The 26866-nt window shown below is 69.6% G+C and carries 23 protein-coding genes; 6 read left to right on the forward strand and 17 right to left on the reverse strand.

What is annotated here, in order from left to right:
• Nucleotides 1-24 precede the first annotated feature (24 nt).
• Nucleotides 25-4047, forward strand: a complete 4023-nt coding sequence (mobF, locus tag IIE03_RS04870; protein ID WP_193107579.1) for a MobF family relaxase — start codon at nt 25-27, stop codon at nt 4045-4047.
• Between the two features lie 81 nt (nt 4048-4128).
• Here the strand turns inward: mobF and IIE03_RS04875 are convergent, their stop codons facing one another.
• From IIE03_RS04875 to IIE03_RS04890, 4 genes are all read right to left on the reverse strand, one after another.
• Nucleotides 4129-5208 carry a DUF4917 family protein gene (locus IIE03_RS04875; RefSeq protein WP_318842808.1) on the reverse strand — a complete coding sequence of 360 codons (1080 nt, stop codon included), beginning with the start codon at nt 5206-5208 and terminating at the stop codon, nt 4129-4131.
• A gap of 302 nt (nt 5209-5510) precedes the next feature.
• Entirely contained in the window at nt 5511-5885 is a 375-nt protein-coding gene (locus IIE03_RS04880; RefSeq protein ID WP_192861630.1) for a hypothetical protein, read from the reverse strand.
• Between the two features lie 290 nt (nt 5886-6175).
• Complete coding sequence (locus tag IIE03_RS04885) at nt 6176-7591, reverse strand: hypothetical protein (protein ID WP_192861631.1); 1416 nt, start codon at nt 7589-7591, stop codon at nt 6176-6178.
• Between the two features lie 55 nt (nt 7592-7646).
• Entirely contained in the window at nt 7647-8570 is a 924-nt protein-coding gene (locus tag IIE03_RS04890; RefSeq protein ID WP_192861632.1) for a hypothetical protein, read from the reverse strand.
• 116 nt (nt 8571-8686) lie between these two features.
• Between IIE03_RS04890 and IIE03_RS04895 the strand changes: the two genes are divergently transcribed.
• Nucleotides 8687-9214 carry a helix-turn-helix domain-containing protein gene (locus IIE03_RS04895; RefSeq protein WP_192861633.1) on the forward strand — a complete coding sequence of 176 codons (528 nt, stop codon included), beginning with the start codon at nt 8687-8689 and terminating at the stop codon, nt 9212-9214.
• A 45-nt stretch (nt 9215-9259) separates the two neighbouring features.
• Here the strand turns inward: IIE03_RS04895 and IIE03_RS04900 are convergent, their stop codons facing one another.
• The 3 genes from IIE03_RS04900 to IIE03_RS04910 all read right to left on the reverse strand — a co-directional run bounded on the left by IIE03_RS04900 (nt 9260) and on the right by IIE03_RS04910 (nt 12739).
• The gene (locus IIE03_RS04900) at nt 9260-10522 is read right to left on the reverse strand and encodes a tyrosine-type recombinase/integrase (protein ID WP_192861634.1); all 1263 of its coding nucleotides are present in this window, start codon (nt 10520-10522) and stop codon (nt 9260-9262) included.
• Nucleotides 10523-10794: 272 nt separating this feature from the next.
• On the reverse strand, nt 10795-12081 hold the full coding sequence (locus IIE03_RS04905) for a HupE/UreJ family protein (RefSeq protein ID WP_192861635.1): 1287 nt from the start codon (nt 12079-12081) through the stop codon (nt 10795-10797).
• A 34-nt stretch (nt 12082-12115) separates the two neighbouring features.
• The gene (locus IIE03_RS04910) at nt 12116-12739 is read right to left on the reverse strand and encodes a hypothetical protein (RefSeq protein ID WP_192861636.1); all 624 of its coding nucleotides are present in this window, start codon (nt 12737-12739) and stop codon (nt 12116-12118) included.
• A 247-nt stretch (nt 12740-12986) separates the two neighbouring features.
• Between IIE03_RS04910 and IIE03_RS04915 the strand changes: the two genes are divergently transcribed.
• On the forward strand, nt 12987-14225 hold the full coding sequence (locus IIE03_RS04915) for an NAD(P)/FAD-dependent oxidoreductase (protein ID WP_192861637.1): 1239 nt from the start codon (nt 12987-12989) through the stop codon (nt 14223-14225).
• A gap of 430 nt (nt 14226-14655) precedes the next feature.
• Complete coding sequence (locus IIE03_RS04920) at nt 14656-15858, forward strand: 3-deoxy-7-phosphoheptulonate synthase (RefSeq protein WP_192861638.1); 1203 nt, start codon at nt 14656-14658, stop codon at nt 15856-15858.
• Nucleotides 15859-16039: 181 nt separating this feature from the next.
• On the opposite strand, the gene IIE03_RS04925 is transcribed toward IIE03_RS04920, so the two are convergent.
• The 10 genes from IIE03_RS04925 to IIE03_RS04970 form a co-directional block, all read right to left on the reverse strand.
• Complete coding sequence (locus tag IIE03_RS04925) at nt 16040-16774, reverse strand: glutamine amidotransferase (RefSeq protein WP_192861639.1); 735 nt, start codon at nt 16772-16774, stop codon at nt 16040-16042.
• Between the two features lie 98 nt (nt 16775-16872).
• Nucleotides 16873-17799: a bile acid:sodium symporter family protein gene (locus tag IIE03_RS04930; protein ID WP_225997279.1), complete on the reverse strand. Its 927-nt coding sequence runs from the start codon at nt 17797-17799 to the stop codon at nt 16873-16875.
• A 61-nt stretch (nt 17800-17860) separates the two neighbouring features.
• Nucleotides 17861-18613, reverse strand: a complete 753-nt coding sequence (locus IIE03_RS04935; RefSeq protein WP_192861641.1) for an ABC transporter permease — start codon at nt 18611-18613, stop codon at nt 17861-17863.
• On the reverse strand, nt 18610-19647 hold the full coding sequence (locus tag IIE03_RS04940; protein ID WP_192861642.1) for an ABC transporter ATP-binding protein: 1038 nt from the start codon (nt 19645-19647) through the stop codon (nt 18610-18612). Before IIE03_RS04940 ends, IIE03_RS04935 begins: the two co-directional genes overlap by 4 nt.
• A gap of 40 nt (nt 19648-19687) precedes the next feature.
• Nucleotides 19688-20458, reverse strand: coding sequence for a hypothetical protein (locus IIE03_RS04945; protein ID WP_192861643.1), 771 nt, complete (start codon nt 20456-20458; stop codon nt 19688-19690).
• On the reverse strand, nt 20455-21459 hold the full coding sequence (locus tag IIE03_RS04950; RefSeq protein ID WP_192861644.1) for an ATP-binding cassette domain-containing protein: 1005 nt from the start codon (nt 21457-21459) through the stop codon (nt 20455-20457). The genes IIE03_RS04945 and IIE03_RS04950 overlap by 4 nt, the downstream gene beginning before the upstream one ends.
• A complete protein-coding gene (locus IIE03_RS04955; protein WP_192861645.1) occupies nt 21456-21848 on the reverse strand; it encodes a GntR family transcriptional regulator in 393 nt (130 codons plus the stop codon). The genes IIE03_RS04950 and IIE03_RS04955 overlap by 4 nt, the downstream gene beginning before the upstream one ends.
• Before the next feature lie 165 nt (nt 21849-22013).
• On the reverse strand, nt 22014-23120 hold the full coding sequence (locus IIE03_RS04960) for an aspartate-semialdehyde dehydrogenase (protein ID WP_192861646.1): 1107 nt from the start codon (nt 23118-23120) through the stop codon (nt 22014-22016).
• A gap of 7 nt (nt 23121-23127) precedes the next feature.
• Nucleotides 23128-24435 carry an aspartate kinase gene (locus IIE03_RS04965; protein WP_192861647.1) on the reverse strand — a complete coding sequence of 436 codons (1308 nt, stop codon included), beginning with the start codon at nt 24433-24435 and terminating at the stop codon, nt 23128-23130.
• Between the two features lie 112 nt (nt 24436-24547).
• Nucleotides 24548-25339: a TSUP family transporter gene (locus IIE03_RS04970; protein ID WP_192861648.1), complete on the reverse strand. Its 792-nt coding sequence runs from the start codon at nt 25337-25339 to the stop codon at nt 24548-24550.
• 221 nt (nt 25340-25560) lie between these two features.
• On the opposite strand from IIE03_RS04970, the gene recR reads away from it, so the two are divergent.
• Nucleotides 25561-26160 (forward strand): recombination mediator RecR, encoded by a 600-nt coding sequence (gene recR / locus IIE03_RS04975; RefSeq protein WP_192861649.1) that lies wholly within the window; start codon nt 25561-25563, stop codon nt 26158-26160.
• Nucleotides 26161-26177: 17 nt separating this feature from the next.
• Nucleotides 26178-26747: a DUF5063 domain-containing protein gene (locus IIE03_RS04980; RefSeq protein ID WP_192861650.1), complete on the forward strand. Its 570-nt coding sequence runs from the start codon at nt 26178-26180 to the stop codon at nt 26745-26747.
• Nucleotides 26748-26866 lie beyond the last annotated feature (119 nt).

Consider the following 26866-nt stretch of genomic DNA (forward strand, 5'->3'; position numbering starts at 1 on the left):
CTCACCAGACACACCTCTTTCATCGTGGCCACTGGACCCGGACTGGCGCCCGTGGGTGGCGTGACGATGACGCTGCACAAGCTGTCTGCGGGGTCGGGGTATGAGTACCTGACCCGGCAGGTTGCTGCCGCCGATTCCACGGAACTGGGCAATTCGCCGCTGGCGGACTACTACGCGGCCAAGGGTGAGGCGCCGGGCCGGTGGATCGGTTCGGGCCTGGGGGACATCGACGGCCTGGCACCGGGGGATCTGGTGACGGCGGAGCAGATGCGCAACCTGTTCGGGCAGGGCCTGCACCCGCTGTTCGGTGACGAGAACCCGTTGCGGCTCGGTGCCGCGTACCGCACGTACTCGAACGAGCGCGCCGTGAAGTTCGCGGTGGAGGTCGTGCGGCGGATCGAGCAGGAAAATGCTGCGGCGGGTCGCCCGGCCAAGGCGCGGCCGGATCGGGCGATGGTGGCGCGGATCCGCTCGGAGGTCGCGGCGGAGTTCTTCGTCGAGGATCACGGCCGGTTGCCGAAGGACGCGCGGGAGCTTGCGGGTGCGGTAGCGCGGTATTCGCGGTTCCGTACGGCGGTGGCGGGGTTTGATCTGACGTTCTCCCCGGTCAAGTCCGTCTCGGTGCTGTGGGCGCTGGCGCCCATGCAGGTGGCCCGGCGGATCGAGGCCGCGCACGAGGCGGCCTTCGCGGAGGCGCTGCGGTTCATCGAGGAACACGCCCTGTACACGCGGGAGGGTGCGAACGGTGCCCGGCAGGTGGAGGTGAGCGGCCTGCTCGGAACGGCGTTCACTCACCGCGATTCGCGGGCCGGTGATCCGGACCTGCACACGCATGTCGCGGTCGCGAACAAGGTCCGCACGCGGGAGGGCAGGTGGCTGACGATCTACGGCAAGGTGTTGTACGAGCACGTCGTGGCCGCCTCGGAGGTGTACAACACCGCCCTGGAACGCCACCTCGCGGACGATCTGGGGTTGGAGTTCGCCGAGCGGCCCGCCGCTCCCGGTAAGCGGCCGGTGCGCGAGATCGTCGGGGTGGACGCGGAGCTGTGTGAGGCGTGGTCGGCGCGCCGCGTAGCGGTCGTGGCCCGGCAGCGGGAGCTAACGATCGAGTTCGAGGCGGTCCATGGGCGACCGCCGTCCAAGTCCGAGGCGTACGGGCTGGCGCAGCAGGCGAACCTAGAGACCCGCGAGGCCAAGCACGAACCCCGATCCCTGGCCGAACAGCGCGCCACCTGGCGCAGCCAGGCCGTCGCGCTGCTCGGCGAGCAGGGCGTGCGGAACATGCTGGACAACGTCCTCGGTGCCGATGCCCCCGCACCCCGGGAAGCGGTGACGACCAAGTGGGTGGAGAACGTGGCCGCGCGCGTGGTCGGGGAACTCGAGGCGCGGGCCGCGACGTGGCAGGACTGGCACCTGCACGCCGAAGCAATGCGGCAGATCCGCGCCGCCGCAGACGGCGTCGACCTGCCAGCCGAACACTTGACGCAGGTGACCGCGCAGGTGGTAGACGCGGCGCGGTCGCGGTGTGTGAATCTGACTCCGGACCTGGACGAAGTAGCCGAGCCGGCTGCGTTGCGCCGCTCGGACGGGGTGAGCGTGTACCGGCACACCGGCGCCGACCGGTACACGACAGCCCGCATCCTCGCCGCCGAGGAACGCATCCTGGCCGCCGCAGGCCGCACCGATGGCGCCGCCGTCGCGGCCGACGACGTCGACCTGGCCATGCTGGAACTACACGCCGGCGGCCTGCGGCTCAACGACGCGCAACGAAACCTCGTGACCCGGATGGCTGCCAGCGGGCGGCGCGTCGAGGTTGGTGTGGCTCCGGCGGGCACGGGCAAGACGACCGCGATGCGCGCTCTGACCCACACCTGGCGACAAGCCGGCGGACGCGGAGGCGCGGGCGGGAACGTGATCGGACTGGCACCATCGGCCGCCGCCGCAGCAGCCCTGCGGGGCGCGACCGGCATGCCGTGCGACACCCTGGCGAAGGTCATCGAGGAACTGCACCACACCGGCCAGCGGAGCCGGGGCGGGCCGCCGTCGTGGCTGACCGCGATCGGCCCCGACACGCTCGTCATCATCGACGAAGCCGCCATGGCCGACACCCTCACCCTCGACACCGTCATCGCGTTCGCGATCGGGCGTGAGGCGTCGGTGCGGCTGGTCGGGGACGATCAGCAGCTCGCCGCGATCGGCGCCGGAGGCATCCTGCGCAACCTCGACCACACCATCGGTGCCATGCGGCTCGACGAGCCGGTCAGGTTCACCGACCCGGCCGAGGCCACCGCCACCCTCGCCCTGCGCGACGGTGACCCGTCCGCGCTCGGCTTCTACCTCGACCACGACCGCGTCCACGTCACCGACCAGACCACCGTGGCCGACCGTGTGTATGCCGCCTGGGCGAACGACCGCGCCGCCGGACTCGACGCGCTCATGCTCGCCCCCACCCGCGATCTGGTGGCCGAACTCAACCAGCGCGCACAAGCCGACCGGCTCACCGAGCTCGACGACCGTGCCGTCGGACGCGGGACGGCGCTCTCGGACGGGCACACCGCGTACGTGGGCGAGGTGATCCTGACTCGGCACAACGACCGACGCCTGCGCATCACGGGCACGGACTGGGTCAAGAACGGCGACCGATGGACCGTCACGAAGGTCCGCAGGAACGGCGCGCTCACGGCTCGCCATCACGCGACTGGCCTGAGTGTCACGCTTCCGGCCGCCTACCTCGCCGAGCATACGCAACTTGGGTACGCGTCCACTGTCCATACCGCACAGGGAGTTACCGCCGACACGACCCATGGCATCCTCACCGGCACGGAGTCGCGGCAACTGCTGTACACGATGCTCACCCGAGGCAGGCACGCCAACCACGTCCATGTCCTCACCGCCTGCCCCGACGCTGCCCTCTCCGGCAGTGACATCCACATGCCGACGCTGTTCGACCTTGGCGCCCTCGACACCGCGACCGAAACCCTCGAAGGCGTCCTCGCCCGCGACGGCGCCGCCATCTCCGCAACCAGCGTCGCCCAGCACGCCGCCGCACCCGCCACCCGACTCCACCAAGCCGCCCTCCGCTACGAAGACGCCGTCCACGCCGCCGCCGAGCACCTCATCGGCCCGCAGCGCACCGACCAGATCGCCCAGCACGCCGAACGAGCACTCCCCGAACTCACCGACCAGCCCGCCTGGCCCGCCCTCCGCGCCCGGCTCACCCTGGCCGAAGCCGACGGCCACGACGCCACGCGATTGCTCGACTGCGCCATCATCCAGCGCGAACTGACCACTGCCGAGGATCAGGCCGCAGTCCTGACCTGGCGCGTCGACCGACTCGCACCCGCCGGAAAAGGGCCACTGCCGTGGCTCCCGGCTGTCCCGCGCGGTCTTACAAGCGCACCGGAATGGTGCCAGTACGTGACTGCTCGCGCCGCCCAGGTCCACGACCTCACCGACCACGTACTCACACAGTCGCGCCGTGTCAGCACAGAGCGAGCGGAGGAACCTGTTTGGATGCCCACTGACGGCATGCTGCCAGACGACCTCTCCGCGAGGGTCGCGGTCTGGCGCGCGGCCACGGACGTCGCCGAGGCCGACCGGCGCCCGACTGGCGCGACACAGCACCATCCTGCGCTTCGCGCCCATCAGCGCGCGCTGGAACGTCGCCTCGCCGAGCACCTGCACGAGCTGGCCCGACGTACATGGGAACCGGTCGTCGTGGCCGCCGCCGGACGACGCGACCAAGAGACCGACACCCTGGCGGACTACCTCGAACAGATGCGCCGCCTCGGCCTCGATCCCGCCGCACGGCTGCGCGAGGCAATAGCCCGCGGTCTGCTGCCCGATGACTACCCCACCGCAGCCCTCACCTCACGAATCATCCACGACCGCGACGCCGCCGGAGCCGAGCATGACGCCAGACCAGAGCACAAGCACGCCCCAGCTCGGACGCGCTCTCCCGCCCGCCCGCAGTCACCCGATCACTACCTCGGCCCACCTCACGATCACGACACCGGTCAAGACCACGGGCAAGGCATCGGAATCTGAAATGCGGAAACCACAGGGTGGAGTCTGTTACCAGTTACTGCACAGCAATCGACGAGTTGGCTGGCGGGCCCGAACAGCTTACTACGCCGAATCTCCTTCCGAAATATTCCACCTGCTGATCCATTCCATCATTGCCTCGATATCTATTGGTTCGATCTTGAGCCCCAGATCGCCGAGGGGATGCGTCGAAGAGTCGAAACACAGAACCTCGTGTGCAGCAAGGTCCCGTTCTATACGTGCAGCGAGTGCTGCATCGGACTTAGCGTCTCCACTCGGGTGGATAGAAACCGCGATCGTGCGACTCGGCCCTGCGTTCAGGGCGTCTACGATATGATTGTCCTGTTCGGCCAACGAGTGGCCGAACACGATGGTGTCGTACGAATCTTCGTAGAGGTGGTCATAGCAGTACCGGAGGTACTCAGAAGCTCCAATAGTGTTCAACTTTTGTCGAGGCGTTCCTTCACTTACGAATAATGGCTGTCGACGAGACTCGGGGGAGTACTGTTGCAGCACGTCGAGTAGCGATCCGCCAGGAGGGTCATTTTTCCACTTCCCGTCGCGCCCCTGATCGTCATGCCAAAGATGAAGAGCCCCGTGTAGATAGTAGATCGCAGTCCAGTCTCGATACCAGCGGTTCGCCGTATCCTCATCAAATGTGTAGTCAGGTTTTGTCCAGAAGAAGTCCTTGATCCTGAGTTCTGCCTGATTGCTCGCGGATCGCAGTGCGGCGGACTGCATATGCGCCCAGTACAGACAGAGGTCGTAGTTGGTCGTGAAAACAGACCGGTGCTTGGCTATCTCTTCAGCGATTAGCGTGTGGGTGGAATCTGGAACTCCGGCCCAGTCGACGTGTGCCCTGCTGACAGTCTTCAACAGCGCGTCCCGGACGGCGGCGTACGCATTGTCGATAAGCGTAGTAGGGAGCCCTACGGCGTCATCGACGATGCGGGCATGGTGGATTGCCGCAAGCACTTCCTCGAAGTTGGTTGTGCGCAGGTCATCGAACACCCTGCTTGCAGAGTCCGTAAGGTCCGCCTGCTCATACAAGTTCTTATACCAGAACCCGTCCCAGAGATTCATGCTAAGTCCGTTGCCAATAAGCAGCGTGGGCCAGGTTCGTTCTTGGATCTCATCCCACTTTCGGAGTTCGTTTCCGACCACGTTCGTCCTCCAGGTTCGTATTATTTGGGACTGCCCGGACCGGTCGACACGTCTTCGTCGATGAGTCGACCGCAAGGGGGCAGGGCGTCTTCAGCGTAGAGGGTTTCGCATTCGATAGGTGCCATGCGGCCAGGGCTGGAACTCTTTCGCAGTGGAGCCATGTCGAGCGTGATCCTTGCCTCGAACGTCGCAGTTCCATGCTGTCCGGCTGAGGAAAGCAGGGCTGAGCGGCGCACCCTTTTGGGGCAACGGCAGCCACAGCGACTGGCTGCCAGTCTTGACTCGGAGCCCCAAGCGATCCGCTACTCATGGTCAGGCGTCCTCTCGGGTGCATGCCTACGAGCAACCTTGACGATCTTCGCCATGACCTTTTGCCGTGTGCGGGAGGCGAAGGCGGCGGCAGTCGGGAGACCGGGGGCGAGTGGCGCTACATGTGGCGCTATCGTTGCCGCCAGCGCGAGACCAATGACCCAGAAGGCGAACCACCCCAGCCAGTGGCCCGGCTCAATCACGAGTGCGACCATCCCCGCCTCCGTGAATATGAGCAGGGCAACCACGGCGAAGACGAAAACGTCATGCGCACGCGAACGGGGCTTGGAGAGACGGCGATCGACCGTGAGCGCCAGTAGGAACACGGGGATGATCTGTGCCAGCGTGGCAGCGGCTTCTTCGGACATACCGTTACGGTACGGGCAGCATGCCGAGTTCGGCAGGAGCGACCCGACGTTCGAGTGATCGGCCGTCGAGGATGGCGCCCTGCTACCGCCTACTCAATCCCGTCCACCCGGCGGGCTCCTGCGCCCGGGGCATCTGGTCCACCGGCCCGGAGGCCAACCTGGGCTACGGCGCGAATCACTCCGTGGTCCCGGTGGCACCGACGAAGCCAGCGCCGCGGCCGCCGACCCACTATCAAGGAAGCACTCGGCGGCCTTGCTGCCCCAAGCCCGATCTACACCTGCTGGATGGTCTATTCTTCCGTTTCGAAGCCCTCGGCGGCGTCATCTGCCGCGCGTAGTGCAGACGCGTAGTGCAGATGAACGAACGCGACACACACGTCAGCGCGACGGCCTTCTTGCTGGAACCGGAGCACGGGCCAGCTGGCATGCTCGCCGACGCGTTCGATGTAGGCATCGTGTGCGGTCAGCGCGCGGATAGCGTTCCCCTCCACCGCCTCAAGGTCCTCATTTGCGACAAAATAGATCAACATGCCAGTGGTATGGCGCTGGCCCAGGTAGCCGAGCAACTGGTCGAGATCGTCGCGAACGCGTGCCTCCCCGCCCCACCACTTGCACTCGCAAACGAACACAACTTCTTCGCCAGTGCCGCGGTCCGTGTCCTTCATCCGGACGGTGATGTCGGTCTTTCCGACGTGCCGGAAGACCTCACGATCCGCACCACCGGCGCTCAGCATGTTGAGCGCGATGCAGATCTGGTCCGTGATCCAGTCCTCGTACGCACGCTGAGGCCGATGGAAGGACCTGGGATAGCGCTGTGCACCGTTCGCCCATCGGCGAACGGCCACCACGATGTCTGCAAACGTGGTGTCGGTCAGGCCGCGCGGCAGGAGTTGGAGTGCTGCTGGCTCGGCGGGCGGCGCACCCGCTTCGGCTGTCTGGAGGTCGACCTCCAGTGTCGCCCTGGGGAATCCGAGCGGCCATGAGAGTGCATTCTCGAAGGCTTCGCGGTTCCGTGCCTCGGACCGGCGTCGTTCGAGGGCCGACACCACCTTGGCAGGCAACGTCGTCTGCCGGTACTCGTTGATCTGGCTTGCGATGCGATCGACGATCGGTCGGACCCGGGCGATCTGCTCGTCGACGAAGCTCTTGTGGGCGGAGTGATCGAAGCCCTCGTGATAGGTCCTCGGGTCGATGTGCAGCCGGAACCACAAGCACGGCACGTCCCGGTGTTCGCCGACTGTGAATCGCTCCTGCGCCGCTCGAAACTCGAATCGCCGCATCGCGTCCTGCTCGTCGTAGTCATCGCTGACGAGCGGGTGTGCCCACCCATCACCGTCGAACGGATCGATGGGCTCGACGTCATCAGCCGCATCCGGCCAGGTCAGGAGAAGCGAAGCGTCACCCACGACTCCGAAGGCGATCATCTGGACATGCGCATCCGTCTTCGTTGACGGCCCGATCTCGAGCGATGGCCCCTGGAACTGCTTGAACGCGCCCATCTCGACCTCGCCGCTGAACGCTGGAGGCTCCACGGTGAGATCGCCTAGCACCCGTTCGAGGATGACATCGTCCGGCAGGTCGATTTCCGATTCGGCGAGGGCGCCGATCGCCAGGAGGGCGCGGTTTCCCACGTGATGGTCGAGGTATCTCGACAGTGGGTTCGACTCCTTGCGGTAGGTGGTGAAGCATCCAGGGGTCACGAGCATCACCCTATGAGAGCTGCTGTTAGATCCACCACCACGGACATCACTGACTGAGATTTCAGCCGGAATCGGACGTCCGCTGGTGCTCCGCGATCCGGTCGGTGATCTGGCTGGCCCGTCGCCGGACTGTGCGTACCGAGATTCCCAGTCGTGCCGCGACCTGTTTAGCGACCGTCGGCGTGGTCAGCCCGCCTCGGCCTCGTTTCGCGGGCGCGTCGAGTGTGTCGGCGGTGATCCCGAGTTCGGCGAGGAGCCCTAGTTCGTCGTCGTCGGCGATGCCGGCGGCGTGAGCGTCGTCGAGCACTTCGCGAAGTTCAGCCGCAGCCGCTAGTGCCTCGTTACGTGAGAGGGGCTGTCCGGGCTCCGGCACGGTCTCGACGGGTGCCGTCACGATCCATGTTCGGTCGCGGCGCCGTGCGGGCTGCCCGATGCCGAGCTCGGCCATTGTCTCGCGTCGCGCGGTGCCCAGGATCGCGGCAGCGACCTTGTGCGGGCGGCGCCAGTTGAAGGTTCGGGCCGCGATCCACAGGTTCCCGGCATAGATCGCGTCGATGTCCCCCGAGACGTCCCCCAGCCGGGATACCTCGCGGATTGCGCCGGGCAGGAGTAGCCAGGTCACCACGTTCGTGGCCGCCTGGTCGCGTAGTCCGATGCGGACCAGCGTGCCGAGACACAGGTCCCGGTCGGCCGGTTCGGCGCGGTCCATCCATGTGCGCAAGCCGTCGAGTTCGGCGACCGGAGGCAGGTCGGGCTCCTGCCTGCGCCATGCCGGCCAGCGCTGCCGCGCTCCTCTCATCGTGGTCGTGTTCTCGTGTTCGACACCCAGGCATCCGGCTATGCTCATTTCGCCCGCGTCCTTTCTGCCCGGCAGGGTTTGCAGGGCAGAGGGAAGGTGCGTAGCGACTGCCGTCAGGACGCAGCACGAATCAGTCGAATATCGCCCACAAGCGACTCCGGCATATCGGTGGAAGCCGTGTGTCATCCCAGGTGAGAGACCAAATCGACGAATCCGCAATAGATCCGATCGAATCTGGTCATAAACACGGCCAAAATGGTCGTGTCCTGCTGGGCGAGATCTGATCGAATATCGTCGGGGTCGTGGATTCTTTGATCGCGCGGGCGCGCCGCGAACGGGGAATGTCGCAGGCTCTGCTGGCGGCCCGGTCGGGCACGTCGCAGCCGACGCTGTCGGCCTACGAGCGCGGCACGAAGTCCCCCACACTGGCTGTCGTCGGACGCATCCTGGCCGCTACCGGGCATCGGCTGGACATCGTGCCCGCCATCGCCTGGACCCGGCACATCCGGCCCGGCGGCGGAACTTTCTGGGTCCCCGACCGGCTCTGGCGACTCGAACCCGGCAGAGCCTTCCGCCACATCCCAGCCCACCAAGTCCCCGGACTACGAGGAACGGGATCGCTCTCGCTCTTCGACCCCCGGGTGCGCGCCCACGTCTACGCGGCACTCCTCAACCACGGCGACCGGCACCAGATCATGCGCCACGTCGACGGAGTACTCCTGCTGACCCACTTCGACTACCTCGACCTGGACGACGAGGTCGGTCAGGCATGGGAAACGGTCGCCGCCCGCACCTTCCTCGACGAGACCGGCTGGCGGAGGTCCGACTGACCGGCGCCGGGCCGGCCCGATCCCCACGTGTTATCCGTGGTCGCGTCACCCGTCGTGGAATCCGTTCAGCTTGGCGGCGATCGCGGCGTCGCGGGTTGCTGCCGCGTGCTGGTAGCGCAGCGCGGCGGCGAGCGAGACGTGCCCGCCGCGCAGCATCAGCTCGGCCGCAGTTGCCCCGGTGCGCGCGGCGAGTGTCAACGACGTGTGTCGTAGCGCGTGGATGGTCATGTCGGGGTGGCCGATCTTCTTGCCCGCTGCCTTCAGCGCGCGCCACAGCGGCGAGTAGCCCATCGGTTTGGTCGGGTCCTTGGGGCTGGGGAAGACTCGTCCGTCGGGGCCGGGTGCGGCGTGCCCGTCCTTGATGTGTTTGTCGAGGGCTCGAACGGCGACGGTGGGCAGGTGCACGGCACGTTTTCCTGCTTCGGTCTTCGGGTCGCTGACCTCGTACTCGCCGCCGCCGATGTGCTGCACCTGGTGATGGATGCGCACCAGGCCCGTCCCGGCCTCCGGGTCGAGTTCCAGGTCCGCATTGCGCAAGTCCCGCAGCTCGCCAAGACGCGGCGTGCCCCACCCGGCGAGCAGGACGAAAGCGCGCAGCCTGGGCGGCATCGCATCGGCCAGCGCGGCCAGCTCGGCCGGTTCGAGCGCTGGCGGCTCCTTGGCCCGCTTGACGCTCGTCGCACCCTTGACCCGGCACGGCGAGGCAGGGAGCAGATCCTCGCGCACGGCCGTGTTGAAGATCGCCGCGGCCAGGGCATACACGTGCGCGGCTCGGGTACGCCCGGTCTTCGGCTTGCCGACGGACTTGATGACCGCCTCACGCTCGGCGTCGGACAAGGAACGGCGGCTCCGGGCCGCGCGGCGCTCGGCGGCGGCGACCGCTCTGGCAACCTGCGCGGCATGAGCCTCGCGCGCCGCAGCGGCAAGACCGTTCCGCAGCCGGACCTCCCATGCGCTGACCTCGCCCGCCGTGATGTCAGCCAGCGCGCGGCCACCGAACTCCGGCAGCAGATGGTTGTCCAGGATGCCCCGGTAGAGCTTGCGCGTGCGCGTCGCCAGCTCACGGCCCGCGAACCACTTCTCGGCATACTCGCCGAACGTGATCGGCGCGCCCTTCGGCTTGGGCGGCTCGGCGGACCACACGCCCAACTCGATCTTGCGACGCTGGTCAGCCAGCCACGTCTCTCCATCGATCTTCGCCGAGAACGTGTGCGGAGCGTTCAGGTAGCGGGTACGCCCCGTCTTGTCCAGGACGCCCCTCGGGTCGGGGTACTTGGCCTGCCACCGCCCCGACGGCAGCTTGCGCAACTTCCCCCAGGACCGACGCTCTTCGACCATCGGACTCCCCTTCTCGCGTGCTCCATACGTGCACCACAAGGTTACCCCAGGGGGTTACTGTGGCCATTCCTGTCACCTAGCCTCCGGCGTGACATTGCAGGTCAGAGCACAATATGACAGATCCGGCGGCAGGCAACAAAGCGCCGGGTGACAGCTTCAAATCCTGTCACCCCGACCCATGGAAAGGCTCTCTGACCAGCGGCAGCGCATGGTCAGAGAGCTTTTTCGCGTCTCCGGGGCGGCTATTCCTGAATGACGACCTCACGGGCCCGCCCGCCGCCCAGCCGTCCGTCCGCGGGCCGACGGCTGTCCGCCGCCCAGGCGACGCCGGCCAGCACCAGCAGCCCGAGTGCCACCATCCACGGGTGCGCGACCACCGCCGTCTCGACGCCGGCGAGCGGGTTGGCGAGGACTCCGAGCCGGTCCAGGACCCAGGCGGCCGCCATGACGAGCGCCACCGACGCGCCGCTCAGCCGGACCGGCGTCGACCAGCTGGAGCGGGCCAGTACCCACAGCGACGGGAAGACAAGCACGACGACGGCAAGCTGCGAGAGCTCCACGCCCAGGTTGAACGCCAGCAGATTGAGCACCGACGTCGACCCGGACAGCCCGAGGTCGGCCAGGATCCCCGCGAACGCCAGGCCGTGGACCAGGCCGAACCCGCCCGCGACGAGCGCCTCGCCCTGGTGCACCAGCGGCCGGATCGCGTGGATCCCCGCCACGCCGATCGACGCGCCCACCAGCACCTCGATCGGCCCCGACGGGAACGACACCCAGCCCGTCGCCGCCGCGATCAGAGTGATCGTGTGCCCCACGGTGAACGCCGTGACCACGGCCAGTAGGCCCTTGACCGTCCCGCCGGCCCCAGCGCGCGGTCGCCATCGCCCCGCCACGGCGACCATGGGCGCGACGAGCAGCAGCGTGACGAGGAACAGCAGGTGGTCCGCGCCCTCCAGCACGTGGTGGAAGCCGTAGCCGATCATGTCGAGCACGCCGGCGGAGGAGGTCGATGCGACGTCGAGGGACGCGTCGCCGATCGCGACGCTCGGCTCGGAGCCGGTGATGACGCCGGCCGTGGAGACGTCGCCGGCGGCGTCGGTGAGGACGACGACGGCCTCGTGGCCGCTGTCGGCCTCGATGATCCCGTCGTACGACAGCACCAGGTCGCTTCCGTCGGCGCCGCCGGTGTCGAAGGCGACGTCCACGCTGACGGACTCGATCCCCTCGACCGTCTCGTACGTGACATCGCCCCAGGTCTCGCCCCACTCGGCGCCGTCGGCGCCGGTGACGGCCAGATGCTCGTCGAGGTAGTCGACGACGGCGTTCGCGTCCAGGGTGCCGATGGCGTCCTCCAGGGTCTGGGCCGCCACCGAGACGGTGGCGTCGGCGCCGTCCTCGGCGGTGCGCACCGAGATGGTGCTGCTGGTGAGGCTGTGGGCTGCCGCGGTCGTCGGGAGCAGGGTCGCGAGCACGGCGGTGACCGCCGCCGCGAAGGCGGCGGTCACGCGTCGGATCGGTGGGTTCTTCATCGGGTCGCCTCTGTTCGTCCTTGTCCGAACCCGATCAGGAGACAAGCCCGTCGAAGGTCGGCGTCTCCTCCTCGCCGTCCCAGGTGACCCGGAAGGTGAACGCCTCCTCCAGCGCCGCGAGGTACTCCTCTCCCTCCTCCTCGGTGATGGTGCCGTCGGCGACCATGTCCTCGATCGGCGCGCTCCACGAGTCGACCAGCGCATCGATGAGGGTCTGCGGGTCGATGCCCAGGTCGGTCGCGATCGAGGCCAGGTTCTGGCCCTGTTCCTCCATGCGGACGTGCATCTCGTCGTGCGTGATGCCGAGCACCTCGATCAGGGTCTCCTCGACCGGCTGGTGGCCGCGGTGCAGCCCGAGCGACGCGTCGCCGTACGCGCTCTGGATCATCGAGATCACCGCGTCCTCGGTGGTGACCGACTCCAGATCGACCATCCCCGGACCGCCCTCCATCCCCTCCGGCGCCTCGCCGGCCGGCGTGCCCTCGGACGCCTCGGCGGCTTCCGTCGTCGTCCCGCCCTCCGAGCTGTCCGCCACGTTCTCGACCGCGGCTTCCGAACCCGTCGACGTGGCGTCGTCGTCGGTACCGGTGGTGCATGCGGCCAGGAGCGGCAGCAGGACGGCGAGCGAAAGGGCGGTGATCTTGGTACGGATCTTCATGGTGACTCCTCGTGTTCCGTCGTGGTGTGCACTCACTCTCTGATTCGTCTCCATGTGCCGTCTGCCAGGGCGCTGTGCCGAACCTATGAAGGGCAGGACGGCCGAGCGGTGGTACGCGCATGGACGCCGGACGATCTCCTGGCGACAGCGTTCTTGCCCGGATGCGACGGGCGAACTCGCGCCGCACCCGCACTCCCGCCGTGAGAGCCTGGACGCATTCGTCCCCCGTAACACCTGGAGGCCCGTGATGGAACCGATCGTCCTGGTCGGAGGCGGCCTGGCCAGCGCCCGTGCGGCCGAGACGCTCCGCGCCGAGGGGTACGACGGCGATGTCGTCGTCGTCACCGCCGAGGCCCATCACCCGTACGAGCGCCCGCCGCTGAGCAAGGACTTCCTCCGCGCCGAGTCCGAGCGTGACGTCGTGTTCCCGCTCGCGGACGACTGGTACGACAGGCACGGCGTCGAGGTGCGGACGGCCACGCTCGCCGTCGGCCTCGATGTCGCCGACCACCTCCTCACGTTCGCCGACGGCGCCACCCTCCGGTACTCCCGGTGCCTGCTCGCCACCGGCTCCTCGCCCCGGCCGCTCGACGCCCCTGGCACGGACCTGTCGGGCGTGCACTACCTGCGCACGCTCGACGACGCCGACCGCCTCTCCCGCGTCATCCTCGACTGCTCGCTCGAAGGGGCGGGCCGGGTCGCCGTCGTCGGTGACGGCTGGATCGGACTCGAGGTCGCGGCGTCGGCCCGTTCGCTCGGCCTCGACGTCACCGTGCTCGGGCAGAACAGCGCACCGCTCGTCCCGGTGCTCGGACCGGAGATGGCCGAGCTCTTCGCCGATCTGCACGCCGAGCACGGCACGCGTCTGATCCGGGAGACCTCGGCGGTACGCCTCGTCGGCTCGGAGTCCCGTGTGGTCGCCGTCGAGCTGGACGACGAGACCGAGGTCGACGCCGACATCGTCGTCATCGGCGTCGGCGCGACGCCGAACGTCGGGCTCGCGGAGGCCGCGGGGCTCGACCTGCGGCCGGCCGGACAGGGCGGCGGTATCGCCGTCGACGGCACGCTCCGCACCTCCCACCCGGACGTCTTCGCCGCGGGCGACGTCGCGAGCATCCCCTCGCCGCACTACGGCCGGCCGCTCCGCGTCGAGCACTGGGCCGCCGCCAACGACGGCGGGGGGCACGCCGCCCGCGCGATGCTCGGCGCGGACACCCCGTACGACAACCTGCCGTTCTTCTTCTCCGACCAGTACGACCTCGGCATGGAGTACCTCGGCTGGGTCGAGGCGGGAAGGGAGTACGACGACGTCGTCGTGGCCGGGTCGGTCCGGAAGCGTGAGCTCGTCGCCTTCTGGGTCCGGGACGGGTACGTGCTGGCCGGCATGGCCGTGAACATCTGGGAACAGATGGACCGGATCAAGGAGCTGATCCTCGGGGGCCGCCGGATCCCCCGCGAGGAACTGGAGAACTTCGCGGCGTCCTGACCGGCACCCGACCTTTCGCCCACGGCGTAATGTCTGGCACTATTCGGGTCCATGAACCCGAGTGGCAGGCGAGCCGTGACGCTCGTATGCGCGCTGGCCGCGCTCTACGTGCTCGCCGCCGCCATGACGAACCTCGCGTGACGAACCACATACCGAGCATCGCTGGACGCGCGAGCGCGCTGAGGCTAAGTTCCTCCCTGTGAACATCCGTTGGTATTGGCGCTTTACGTCGGCTCCTGGTGGAGCCCGGCGCGTTCGCGCCTGACCACATCCACCCGGAGCCACCAGGGCCTAGGACACGGACCGTGTCCGGGCCCTTCGTCATTCCAGACGGGCCGCTCCGGATCACGAGGCGGTGGCGGCACCCGCCTGGACACAGCATGAGTCCACGCACAGCCGAGCCTCACCGATCACCAGGAGCATCGATCCGATGAGCACGCCGACCACCCAGCCCAGCACCGACCCGTCGTCCGACGCCGTTCCCGACGCAGCGACCGGCACCACCTCCGACACCACGTCCCCTGGCACTGCCGTCCCCGCGACGTCGGCCGCCGCGGCCGAGGTCCAGGCCCGCACCTCCGACCTGCGCGTCCGCGCGCTCGATCCGTTGCCCGCGCCGCGCGACGTGCTGGCGGAGATGCCGCTCGGCACCCGGCGCGGCGACCTGGTGGCCACGTCGCGGCGGGAGGTGCGGGACGTGCTGACGGGCGAGGACGACCGCCTGCTGGCGATCGTGGGTCCGTGCAGCGTGCACGACCCGGCCGCCGCTTTGGAGTACGCGGGCCGGCTGTCCACGGTGGCGCGCGAGCTGGCGGACGACCTCGTGGTCGTGATGCGCGTCTACTTCGAGAAGCCGCGCACCACGGTGGGCTGGAAGGGCCTGATCAACGACCCGCACCTGGACGGCTCCCACGACGTGCACCACGGCCTGCGGCTCGCGCGCCAGGTGCTGCTGGGAGTGCTGGATGCCGGGGTGCCGGCGGCGTGCGAGTTCCTGGAGCCGACCAGCCCGCAGTACATCGCCGATGCGGTCACGTGGGGGGCGATCGGCGCCCGCAACGCGGAGTCGCAGGTGCACCGGCAGCTGGCATCGGGCCTGTCGATGCCCGTGGGCTTCAAGAACGCGACCGACGGGGACGTGCAGATCGCGGTGGACGGCTGCATCACCGCCGCCAGCGAGCACACGTTCTTCGGGATGGACGCCGAAGGTCGCGCCGCGGCGGTGGAGACCGCGGGGAATCCGGATTGCCACGTGATCCTGCGCGGGGGACGCGGCGGGCCGAACTACCACGCGCCCGACGTGGCCGCCGCACTGGGCGTGGCGCGCACCTCCGGTCTGGGTGGCGCGGTGGAGACGGGCGTGATCGTGGACGCCAGCCACGGCAACTCCGGCAAGGACCACGTGCGCCAGGCCGAGGTCGTGCGGGAGATCGCCGCCCGCCTGGCCGGCGGCGAGCAGGGCATCACCGGCCTCATGCTGGAATCCTTCCTCGAGGCCGGCGCCCAGAAGCCCGGCCCGCTCGACACCCTCACCTACGGCAAGTCCGTCACCGACAAGTGCATGGACTGGAACACCACGGAGGAGCTGCTGAGCGTGCTGGCCAAGTCCGTCCGCGAGCGCCGGGCGGCCTGACGGGGACTGACCACACGGTCGGCGTCACGACAATCGGCGTCACGACCAGGAGGTCGGCACCGCGAACACCCGCCTCGCGCGCATCCGTCGAGAGCGGCCCGCGCCAGCCTCCTGGCCGCGCCGACCTCCTGGTCGCGGCTCTGGTCGCAAGTCCGCCATGGAGGCGACGTCGGCGGCGCCGTCAGTCCCGCGCGTACCGCTCCACGAAGTTCCGCAGTATCCGCATCGGATGCTTCACCTCGACCGCGCGGGACCGCTCGGTGACGGCCTCGGCCTCGTCGGCCGGGAAGTAGCCGTAGCTCTTGTACACCTGGATGCGCAGGCGGATGCCGGGAAAGTCGAGCTCGGGGTGGAACTGCGTGGCGTACAGGTTCTGCTTCACGCGGAACATCTGCACGGGGCAGCCCGCGGAGGAGGCCAGCAGGACGGCGTCGTCGGGCAGCTTGCGCACGGCCTCCTTGTGTCCCACGTACGCGGCGAACGACTCCGGCATCCCGGCGAGCAGCGGGTCGTCGGCCGCGGCGGGCTGGAGCTCGATCGAGACGGGTCCGGGTGGCTCGCCGAAGGTCCGGTCGATCTCGGCGCCGCGGTGGGCCCCGAGCGTCCCGACGCCGTAGCAGGCGCCGAAGAACGGGAAGTCCCGCTCGACGGCCTCGTCGAGCAGGGTGAAGATCTCCGACTCCACGCGCCGTTGCACCGGGGTCTTCAGCACGGGCGCGTCGGAGTAGTTGAACGGCCCTCCCCCGGTGATGACCCCGGAGTAGTCGTCGAGGTGCACCTCACCCAGCGACCGGGACTCCATCCGGACGCGGCGCAGCTCTTCGGGGGCGAGGCCGCCGTAGTCCAGGAACGCCTGGTACTCGGCGTCGGCGGCCTCGTCCTCGGCACGAGTCGCCAGGAGCAGGAACGGCTTCATGACGGAAGCCTAGAGGGTGGCGGCGGACCGGCGCCGCCATGACTGCGAAGCGGGGGCACGCCCCGGCGCATGATCCCGCCGCCCGATCCCGGCGCCGGCTACCCGCGCACGCCGCTGCGCCGGGCCCACAACGTGGCCAGCGCCGAGCCGGACAGGTTGTGCCAGACGGAGAACAGGGCCGCCGGCAGCGCTGCGGCGGGCGTGAAGTGCGTGGCGGCGAGCGAGGCCGCCAGGCCGGAGTTCTGCATGCCGACCTCGATGCTCACGGCCCGCCGCGCGGCTCGGTCGAGCCGCGCCACCTTCGCGGCGCCGTACCCGAGCGCCAGGCCGAACAGGTTGTGGACGACGACGGCGAGCGCCACCAGCAGCCCGGTGCCGAGGACGGTCTCGGCGTTGGCGGCGACGATGCCCGCGACGACCACGACGATGCCGGTCACCGACACGAGCGGCAGGTAGGGCAGCAGTCGCTCCACGAAGCGGCCCGCGACGGCCCGCAGCACGAGCCCGGCCAGGACGGGGACGAGCACGACCTGCACGATGGAGACGAACAGGTCACCGAACGCGATGTCGAGGGTCTCGTCGGCGAGCCAGAGGATGAGGGCGGGCGTGACGAGCGGGGCCAGCAGGGTGGAGACCGCGGTCATGGTGACGGACAGCGCGGTGTCGCCCTTGCCGAGGTGGACGATGACGTTCGATGCCGTCCCGCCCGGTGCGGCGCCGACCAGGATCATGCCGAGCAGCGCCATGCCGGTGAGCCCGAACAGCCCGCCCACGGCCCACGCGGCCAGCGGCATGACGACGAACTGCGCGACGACGCCGATCAGCACCGCCCACGGCCGCCGCGCGACGAGCGCGAAATCGCGCCCCCGCAGGGTGAGCCCCATGCCGAACATGATGATCCCGAGGAAGAGCGGGATGTGCTGGGCGACGGGTGCCATCGCCGCCGGCGCGAGCAGCCCGGCGACTCCCCCGAGGACCACGAGCACGGCGAACCATCGCCCGGCGAACTCCGCCACCCTACGCATCCCGCTCCTTCCTCGCATTCATCCGGCGGCCAGCGTAGCGGGGCCGGTGGATGATCCGGTGTCACGTCCAGCGGAACAGCTTCACCCCGAGCGGGAACAGCACCGCGGTCCAGGCCGCCATGACGAGCACCTGCGTCAGCGGGAAGTCGTCGCCGAACCAGCCGGCCAGCATGCCCTGTGACGCCGCACCGATGGGCGTGTACTTCGCGATCTGCGCCATCCACTCGGGCATCACGGGAATCGGCACCCACACCCCGGAGAACAGCAGGCTGGGGAAGTAGATCAGCATGCCGATGCCCGACGCCGCGCTCGCGCGGTCGGCGCGCGCCGCGACGAGCAGCCCGAGCGAGAACATCGCCGTGGTGGCGAGCACGAAGCAGAGCAGCACCACGAGGGGGTTCACCGCGAACGGGACGTCGAGGATGGTCATCCCCCCGACGACGGCCGCCGACGCGGCCACGAGCAGCGCCACGACGTTGATCACCAGGTGCGCCCCGATGAGGTTGCGCGGTGGCATCGGTGTGGTCGCGAGCCGGCGCAGCACGCCCTTCTCCCGGAAGGTGGCGAACTGCACGGGCATCGTCGTCAGGGAGATGGTCGCGACGGCCAGGGCCAGCATGGTCGGCAGCCACACGGTCACGTTCGGCGCCGAGTCCCAGGGCAGGCCGGGATCCTCCATGGGGTTCCGGAAGTCCGGGATCACGAGCCCGAGCCCGACGAGGAGCAGCGCGGGGAACACGAGCGCGAAGAACACGGCGGCGGGGTCGCGCAGCCACACCTTCGTCTCGGTCGTCAGCAGGGGTCCGGTGTTCATGCCGCCTCCTCGTTCTCGTTGTCGTCGGCGTCGTCGTCGGCGCGGTACTCCCGGCCGGTCACGTGCACGAAGACGTCCTCCAGGGTGTGGGTGACGGTGCGGACGTCGTCGGGCACGACGTCGGCCGCGGCGAGTTCGCGGACGACGGCGAACAGCACCTTGCGGGTGCCCGTCACCTCGATCTCGCCGCCCGCGGGCGTGACACCCGTCACGTCGTCGTCTCGCGTGGCGAGCGCCGTGAGCAGGTCGAGGGCACGTCCGCGGCCGGCGTCGTCGGCGAACCGGAGCCGGACGCCGCGGTCGCCGCCGAGGCTGTCGGTCAGTTCCGTGGGCGTGCCCTGCGCGACGACGGTGCCGCGGTCGATCACGACCAGCCGGTCGCAGAGCCGCTCGGCCTCGTCCATGAAGTGGGTCACCAGCAGGATCGTGACCCCGGAGTCGCGGACCCGCTCCACGAGGTCCCACGTGGCGCGGCGGGCAGCGGGGTCGAGGCCCGTGGTGAGCTCGTCGAGGATCGCCACCTGCGGCTTGCCCACGAGCGCGAGGGCGATGGAGAGGCGCTGCTTCTGGCCGCCCGACAGTTTTCCGAACTGCACCTTCCGGTGCTCGGTGAGGTCGAGCAGCTCCATCAGCTCGGCCGGGTCGGCGCGGCGTTCGTAGAACGAGGCGAACACGTCGAGCGCCTCACCCACGGTGATGCGGTCGTGCAGCGCGGCCTCCTGGAGCTGGACGCCGACGTCCTCGCGGACGGAGGCCGGGTCGGCCTGTGGGTCGCGCCCGAGCAGCCGGACCGTGCCGCCGTCGGTGCGCCGGAGGCCCGCGAGGCATTCGACGGTCGTGGTCTTCCCGGCCCCGTTCGGGCCGAGGATCCCGAAGATCTCGCCGCGTTGCACCTGGAAGGACACGTCGGCGACGGCGACCTTCTCGGGACCGCCCTTCACGGGGTAGGTCTTGCGGAGGTTCCGGACGTCGACGACGGACGTGCCGGGGGCGGACTCGGTGGCGCTCTCGGCGACCGACCGGGTGACTGCCATGGTGGTTCTCCTTTTCGTCGGAGGTCTCGCGAGCTGCCCGTCAGAAGACGGTTCGCTTGACGGGGATGCTGCGCAGGAGGAGGTGCAGGGCGAGGCATGTCGCCGCGGCCGCCACCACCACGACGAGGAGGCCGGCCAGTGCCGGCAGCGGCCCGCTCAACCCGAGCACCTGTTGGGCCAGGGCGGTGGCGGGCCCCGCGTACAGGGCGATGTCGGCGACGACGGCGGGAATCCCGAGGCTGAGGCAGACGACCAGGCCCAGCCACGGTCCGAACCGAACGAACCCGGCGCTCACGGCGGCGCCGAGCAGGAAGTAGGTGAAGGCCACCAGGCCCTCGCCCACGGCGTTCACGGCGAATCCGACGGCTCCGGTGCTCTCGTCGAGCCCGAGGCTGCGATGCCAGTCCAGGTCGAGCAGCCGCCAGACACCCTGCTCGGCCGCGTACAGGCACGCGATGACGAGACCGAACGACGCGCCCGCGAGTCCCGCGCCGCGCACCACCCCGCGGAACAGGGCGCGCCGGGTCCCCCCGGCCGCCAGGTGCGGGCGGATCATGGCGAGAGGCACGATCACTCCCAGCGAGAAGGCGAACCAGCGGGCGCTGCCGACAACATACTGGACGGTGCTGCCGTCCAGGGCGTCGAACCGCTGCTGGATCAGCGCGATGATCGCGGCGGCCAGCACGATGATCGGCCAGTACCAGGCGCCGACACCGACCAGCACGCCCCCGATGTGCTTGGCCACGGTGCGGACCGCGCTCCGGTCGGCCGCGGCGCGACGCGCGTCCAGGGTCTGTGCGAGGGTGCTCATCGGTGGCTCTCCTTCCCGGCCAGTGGTCTCCCGGCCGTCGTTCCTCCGTCGCCCGTGCCCTCGCGGGAACTCCGCGTCAGGTGGATGAGGAGGCCTTCCAGTCCCTCGTGACCGATCGTCACTCCGGCGGCTGCCGCGGCGCGGGCGTCGTCGTCGGACAACGGGCCGTGCACCGTGACGCGCGTGGTGGGGCCGAGGTGCTGCCGGTGCAGCACGTCGCGCCCCGCGGCGAGGTGGTCGACGGCGGCCGTGGGGCCGGTCAGGGAGGTGACGCGGGTGCGGAGGTCGTCGGCGGGTTCGGCGAGCACCACGCGCCCGCGGTCGAGCAGCACGACGTTCTCGAAGAGCCGCTCCGTCTCCTCCACGAGGTGGCTGGACATGACGATCGTGCGCGGGTGCTCGGCGTAGTCGGCCAGCAGCGCGTCGTAGAACGCGAACCGCGTCGGGGCGTCCATGCCGAGGTAGACCTCGTCGAAGACGGTCAGCGGTGCGCGCGCGGCGAGACCGAGGGTGGCTGCCAGGGCCGACCGCTTGCCCCGGGACAACACCGACGCCTTCTTCCGCAGCGGCACCTCGAAGAGGTCGAGCAGTTCGCGCGCGTACTCCGGGTCCCAGTCGGGCCGCAGGTCCGCGTAGTAGGAGAACGTGGCCTCGACCTTCTCGTCCTGCAGCACGTCGCCGCCCTCCTGGACGACGAGCACCGCCGACGTCAGGGCGGCGTCCTCCCACGGGTCGCGCAGGTCGCCGTCGGGTCCCACGAGGACGGCGCCGCGCGTCGGGCGGCGGAAGGCCGCGAGCAGGCTCAGCATCGTGGACTTGCCGGCACCGTTGCGGCCCAGCAGGCCGGTGATCTGACCGGCGGGGAACTCGCAGGTGATGTTCTCGAGGGCCACGCTGCCGGAGACGCGGCGCGCGACCCCGTTCTCCCCCATCTCCCAGGAGCGAGGAAAGGTGACCTCGACGTCGTCGAATCGCGCGGTGAACGGAGGAAGCGGGTTCATGAGGTCTCCTCCCACGCCGCGGACGATCCGCCGGCGGGCCTGTGGCCGCGAACGTAGGCCACGATGTCGTCGGCGGAGATGTCGAGGAGTGCCGCCTGTGCGAGGGCCGGTGCCAGAACCTCGTCGAAGTACCGTGCGCGGTGCTCCGCCTGGAGCCGGTCCCGGGCGCCGGGCGCGACGAACATCCCCAGCCCTCGGCGCTTGTACAGCACCTTCTCCTCGACGAGCTGGCCGAACGCCTTCTGCGCGGTAGCCGGGTTGATGCGAAACGTCGTGGCGAACTGTGTGGTGGACATGACCTGGTCCTCCTCCTGGAGCTCACCGGAGAGCACCTGCGCGCGGATCATCTGCGCGATCTGGAGGTAGATCGGCTCCGGACCGTCGAACACGGGCTGCCCTCCTCTCAGGTTAGTCGGTTCAGTGGTCCATTACATGAGCAATGAACCACAGTCAGGGCCGTGCGCGCAACCCGGACAAGAAACGCCGGGGCGGCAGGTCCCGTGTGGAACCTGCCGCCCCGGCGTCGGGTGGGACGGGCCGGGAAGCCGACCGGTCTAGGCCTCGGCCGCGTCCAGCGTCCTCAGCTCCGCGAGGTCCTGCGCCACCAGTTCCGCGATCTGCACAGTGTTCAGCGCGGCGCCCTTGCGCAGGTTGTCGTTCGAGACGAACAGCACCAGCCCGCGCCCGCCCGGCACCGACTGGTCGACACGGATCCGCCCGACGAACGAGGGATCCGCCCCGGCCGCCGCGAGCGGCGTCGGCACATCCGCGAAGGCCACGCCGGGCGCGCCGTCGAGCAGCTCGCGCGCCCGCTCGGGCGTGATGGGCTCCGCGAACTCCGCGTGGATCGCGAGCGAGTGGCCGGTGAAGACCGGGACCCGCACACACGTCCCGGCGACGGCCAGGTCCGGCAGGCCGAGGATCTTGCGCGACTCGTTGCGGAGCTTCTGCTCCTCGTCGGTCTCGCCGGAGCCGTCGTCCACGAGGTTCCCGGCCAGCGGGAGCACGTTGAACGCGATCGGCGCCACGTAGGCCTTCGGGCTCGGGAGCTCCACCGCGCCGCCGTCGTGCACGAGGCCCTCGACGCCCGGCTCGCCGGCCGTGACCCCGGCCCGCAACTGGCCGGCCAGCTCGGCCACGCCGGCCAGGCCCGACCCGGACACCGCCTGGTAGGTCGCGACCTTGAGGCGTTCGAGTCCGGCGGCATCGGCCAGCGGCTTGAGCACGGGCATCGCGGCCATCGTGGTGCAGTTCGGATTCGCGATGATGCCCTTGGCCGCCTCGCTGACCGCCTCCGGGTTCACCTCGGACACCACGAGCGGCACCTCGGGGTCGAGGCGCCACGCGGACGAGTTGTCCACCACGACGGCGCCCGCCTCGGCGAACCGCGGCGCGTGCTCCCGTGAGGTGCCGCCGCCGGCGGAGAACAGCGCGATGTCGATGTCGGCGAGGTCCTCGGTGGCGGTTCCCGCCAGGTCCTCCACGACCACCGGCACGCCGGCGAACTCCAGCTCCTGCCCGGCCGACCGCGACGACGCGAAGAGTCGCAGCTCCCGGACCGGGAAGTCACGTTCGGCGAGCAGCCGCAGCATCACGGCGCCCACCTGCCCGGTCGCGCCCGCGACGGCGACGTTCACACCCTGCTGGGAGATCACAGCCATCCCGCGATCACCGCCCCGTCCCGGCGTAGACGACGGCCTCGCCGTCGGCGCTGTCGAGACCAAACGCGGTGTGCACCGCGCGCACGGCGTCGTCCAGGCTGTCGGCTCGCGTCACGATCGAGATGCGGATCTCGGAGGTGGAGATCATCTCGATGTTGATCCCGGCGTCGCGCACGGCGCCGAACAGCCGCGCCGAGACGCCCGGGTGGGACTTCATGCCCGCACCCACCAGTGACAGCTTGCCGATCTGGTCGTCGAACTCGAGGTTCTCGTAGCCGACCTCGTCCTTGACGTCACGCAGCGCGGCCAGGGCACTCGGGCCGCTGCCCTCGGGCAGCGTGAAGGAGATGTCCGTCCGCCCGGTCGAGGCCGCGGAAACGTTCTGCACGATCATGTCGATGTTCGCGCCGGAGGCCGCCACGACCTCGAAGATGCGCGCGGCCATACCGGGCTTGTCCGGGACGCCCGTGACCGTGATCTTGGCCTCGGACCGGTCGTGCGCCACGCCGGAGATCAGTGGGTCTTCCATGACGTCTTCCTCCTTGTCGCCGTCGGGGGCGTTCGGGTCGATCAGGTCTCCGTAGGTACCGGACACGAGGGTGCCGGGCGCGCCGCTGAACGACGAGCGCACGTGCAGCGGCACGCCGTAACGCCGCGCGTACTCAACGGCGCGGAGCGCGAGCACCTTGGCGCCCGACGCCGCGAGCTCCAGCATCTCCTCGTAGGTGACGCGGTGGATCTTGCGCGCCGTCGGCACGATGCGCGGGTCCGCCGTGAACACGCCGTCCACGTCGGTGAAGATCTCGCAGACGTCGGCGCCGAGGCCGGCCGCCAGCGCCACCGCCGTCGTGTCCGAACCGCCGCGGCCGAGCGTGGTGACGTCGTCTTCTTTCCTGTTGACGCCCTGGAACCCGGCCACGATCGCGACCTGGCCCTTCTCGATCGTCGTCCGGATGCGGTGCGGGACGACGTCCACGATCCGCGCCTTCCCGTAGGCGGCATCGGTGAGCACGCCTGCCTGCGGGCCCGTGAACGACTTCGCCTTGATCCCCAGGTTGTTGGTGGCCATCGCCAGCAGCGCCATCGAGATGCGCTCGCCCGCGGTGAGGAGGATGTCCATCTCGCGCTTCGGCGGGAGAGGACTGATCTGTGCGGCCAGGTCCAGGAGGTCGTCGGTGGTGTCCCCCATCGCGGAGACGACGACCACGACGTCGTTCCCGGCCCGCTTCGCCTCGGCGATACGCTTCGCGACCCGCTTGACGCTCTTCGCGTCAGCGACCGAGCTACCGCCATATTTCTGCACGACAAGTGCCATGTGCCTGCTTCCTGTTGCCGGCCTCCGTCTCTTTCAACGGCCCGCCGGGATCGGTCTGCTTGCTCGCCAAGGCTACGACGGGTGTCGGACACGACTCCAGGACGTCCACCCTTCAGGACACCCAATCCTCGGCCACGTCCCAGCCAAGCCGGAGTATCAGGATCGCAACGACAAGCACGAAGACGACGCGCACGAACCGCGACCCCCGCGCCACCGCCATCCGCGCCCCGAGGTACGCGCCCACGAGGTTCGCCGCGCCGAGGCCGAGGCCGAGCGTCCAGAGCACGTGCCCCGCGGGCACGAAGAAGATCAACGCGCCGAGGTTCGTCGCGAAGTTCACGATCTTCGCGATGGCCGACGCCGGCAGGAACGCGTACCCGAGCACACTCACGAGCGCGATCACGAGGAACGTCCCGGTGCCGGGCCCCAGCAGGCCGTCGTAGCCGCCGATGAGCAGACCCATCGCCGCCGCGATCCGGCGGTGACCGTTGCCCACCCAGCGCAGGTCGTCGTACTCGCCGAGCCTCGGCCGTGCGAGCGTGAACACGAGCACTCCCGCGAGCACGAGCAGGATCACGGGCTTGAACAGGTCCGCCGGGATGAGCGCCGCGAGGGCCGCCCCGCCGACCGCCCCGGCGAGCGCGGTGACCGCCATCGGGCCGGCGGTACGCAGATCCGGCCCCACGCGCCGGTAGTACGTGATCGACGACGTCGCCGTGCCCAGGATGCTGCCGAGCTTGTTCGTCGCGAGCGCCTGGACCGGGGTGATCCCGGGGACAAGGAGCAGGGCCGGGAGCTGGATCAGGCCTCCCCCGCCGACGACGGCGTCCACCCAGCCGGCAGCGAGCGCGGCGAACAGGAGCAGAGCGATGGTGAGGAGATCGAGCTCGGGCACGCTGCGCATTCTCTCCCGGCGCCGGGCGGGCGGGCGCGGGTGTCCGGCGGCCGGGTCATGGCGGGGTGAATCGGCCGTGGCGCGGTGACGCGGTCGTGCGCGGCGCGGCGGTCGTGGCGTGGCGACACGGTCGTGCGCGTTGACACCGTCGTAGCGGGGCGACGCCAGGCCGCCTGACCACGCCGCGTTCGCCGTCGTCGATGTCGGAGTGCCCGCGTAGGCTGTCCCGCGTGTACGAAGGCGCGGTCCAGGACCTGATCGACGAGCTCGGGCGACTTCCCGGCGTCGGCCCCAAGAGCGCGCAGCGCATCGCGTTCCATCTGCTCGCGGCGGACGATCACGAGGTGAAACGGCTGGTGGACGCGCTCGTGGAGGTGAAACGGCGGGTGCGGTTCTGCGAGCTGTGCGGCAACGTCGCCGAGGCCGAGCGCTGCCGCATCTGCGCGGACCCGCGCCGCAGCGACGACGTCATCTGCGTGGTGGAGGAGCCCAAGGACGTCGTCGCGATCGAGCGCACCCGTGAGTTCCGTGGCCGCTATCACGTGCTCGGCGGAGCGATCAATCCGATCGAGAACGTCGGCCCGGACGATCTGCGGATCAAGGAGCTCATGTCCCGGCTGGCGGACGGCACGGTCCAGGAGGTCATCATCGCCACCGACCCCAACGTCGAGGGCGAGGCAACGGCGACCTATCTTTCCCGATTGATCGGTTCGCTGGAAATCACCGTCTCGAGGCTGGCGTCCGGACTGCCCGTCGGGGGAGACTTGGAGTACGCCGACGAGGTGACCCTCGGGCGGGCATTCGAAGGCCGGCGGATCGTCGGCAGCTGATCACAGGGGTGACAACCATGAGCGAGATCGCCGCGGACTCCGACCTCCGCGAAGTTGCCGACCAGGCATCCGCCCAGGCCAGAACATTTCTGTCGACGATGACGAAGATCGCGTCCGGATCGATGCCGGGCGCCGAGCTCTCGCTCCTGGTGCTGGCCACCAGCGACCTCCTCGCCGTCGGCGCGCGGCTCGCCGCGATCGTCGACGTCGTCCCGGCCGAGCGGTTCGAGCCCGACGCCGGCCCCGAGACGGACATGGATCCGCTGCGCGACGCGCTGTCGCGGCTCCTCGACGGGTTCGACGACTACCTCGAGGTCTCCGACCCGATGCTCGGTGAGGAGGTCGGGCCGGCCACGCTCTCCGGTGATCTGGCGTGCGTGGCGGAGGCCGTGGCCAAGGGCCTGCAGCACTACGACGCCGGGCACGAGCTCGAGGCGCTGTGGTGGTGGCAGTTCAGCTACTTCTCCGTGTGGGGTGAACGCGCGGCGTCCGCGCTGCGCGTGCTGCAGTCGGTGCTGGCACACCTCCGCCTCGACGTCGACGACGACGTCGCCGCCGAGGCGGAGTACGACGCGCTGCACGCCTGAACCGGAGGCCGCGGAGATCGGCCGCAGCGATGACCAGGGCCGCCGCGGGGCGCCCGGTCGCGGTGACCGAGCCGGCCGCCGCCGCGGTGACCGGACCATCCGCCGTCGCGGTGACCGGA

Origin of the sequence: Myceligenerans pegani (genome assembly GCF_014892515.1) — a bacterium.
GTDB lineage: Bacteria > Actinomycetota > Actinomycetes > Actinomycetales > Cellulomonadaceae > Myceligenerans > Myceligenerans pegani.

Excerpts from the sequence above, each read along its gene's own strand:
- IIE03_RS04880 (WP_192861630.1), bottom strand. The coding sequence starts at position 5,885 with ATGTCCGAAGAAGCCGCTGCCACGCTGGCACAGATCATCCCCGTGTTC.
- IIE03_RS04885 (WP_192861631.1), bottom strand. The coding sequence starts at position 7,591 with ATGCTCGTGACCCCTGGATGCTTCACCACCTACCGCAAGGAGTCGAAC.
- IIE03_RS04890 (WP_192861632.1), bottom strand. The coding sequence starts at position 8,570 with ATGACACACGGCTTCCACCGATATGCCGGAGTCGCTTGTGGGCGATAT.
- IIE03_RS04905 (WP_192861635.1), bottom strand. The coding sequence starts at position 12,081 with ATGAAGAACCCACCGATCCGACGCGTGACCGCCGCCTTCGCGGCGGCG.
- IIE03_RS04910 (WP_192861636.1), bottom strand. The coding sequence starts at position 12,739 with ATGAAGATCCGTACCAAGATCACCGCCCTTTCGCTCGCCGTCCTGCTG.
- IIE03_RS04915 (WP_192861637.1), top strand. The coding sequence starts at position 12,987 with ATGGAACCGATCGTCCTGGTCGGAGGCGGCCTGGCCAGCGCCCGTGCG.
- IIE03_RS04920 (WP_192861638.1), top strand. The coding sequence starts at position 14,656 with ATGAGCACGCCGACCACCCAGCCCAGCACCGACCCGTCGTCCGACGCC.
- IIE03_RS04925 (WP_192861639.1), bottom strand. The coding sequence starts at position 16,774 with ATGAAGCCGTTCCTGCTCCTGGCGACTCGTGCCGAGGACGAGGCCGCC.
- IIE03_RS04930 (WP_225997279.1), bottom strand. The coding sequence starts at position 17,799 with ATGCGTAGGGTGGCGGAGTTCGCCGGGCGATGGTTCGCCGTGCTCGTG.
- IIE03_RS04935 (WP_192861641.1), bottom strand. The coding sequence starts at position 18,613 with ATGAACACCGGACCCCTGCTGACGACCGAGACGAAGGTGTGGCTGCGC.
- IIE03_RS04940 (WP_192861642.1), bottom strand. The coding sequence starts at position 19,647 with ATGGCAGTCACCCGGTCGGTCGCCGAGAGCGCCACCGAGTCCGCCCCC.
- IIE03_RS04945 (WP_192861643.1), bottom strand. The coding sequence starts at position 20,458 with ATGAGCACCCTCGCACAGACCCTGGACGCGCGTCGCGCCGCGGCCGAC.
- IIE03_RS04950 (WP_192861644.1), bottom strand. The coding sequence starts at position 21,459 with ATGAACCCGCTTCCTCCGTTCACCGCGCGATTCGACGACGTCGAGGTC.
- IIE03_RS04960 (WP_192861646.1), bottom strand. The coding sequence starts at position 23,120 with ATGGCTGTGATCTCCCAGCAGGGTGTGAACGTCGCCGTCGCGGGCGCG.
- IIE03_RS04965 (WP_192861647.1), bottom strand. The coding sequence starts at position 24,435 with ATGGCACTTGTCGTGCAGAAATATGGCGGTAGCTCGGTCGCTGACGCG.
- IIE03_RS04970 (WP_192861648.1), bottom strand. The coding sequence starts at position 25,339 with ATGCGCAGCGTGCCCGAGCTCGATCTCCTCACCATCGCTCTGCTCCTG.
- IIE03_RS04980 (WP_192861650.1), top strand. The coding sequence starts at position 26,178 with ATGAGCGAGATCGCCGCGGACTCCGACCTCCGCGAAGTTGCCGACCAG.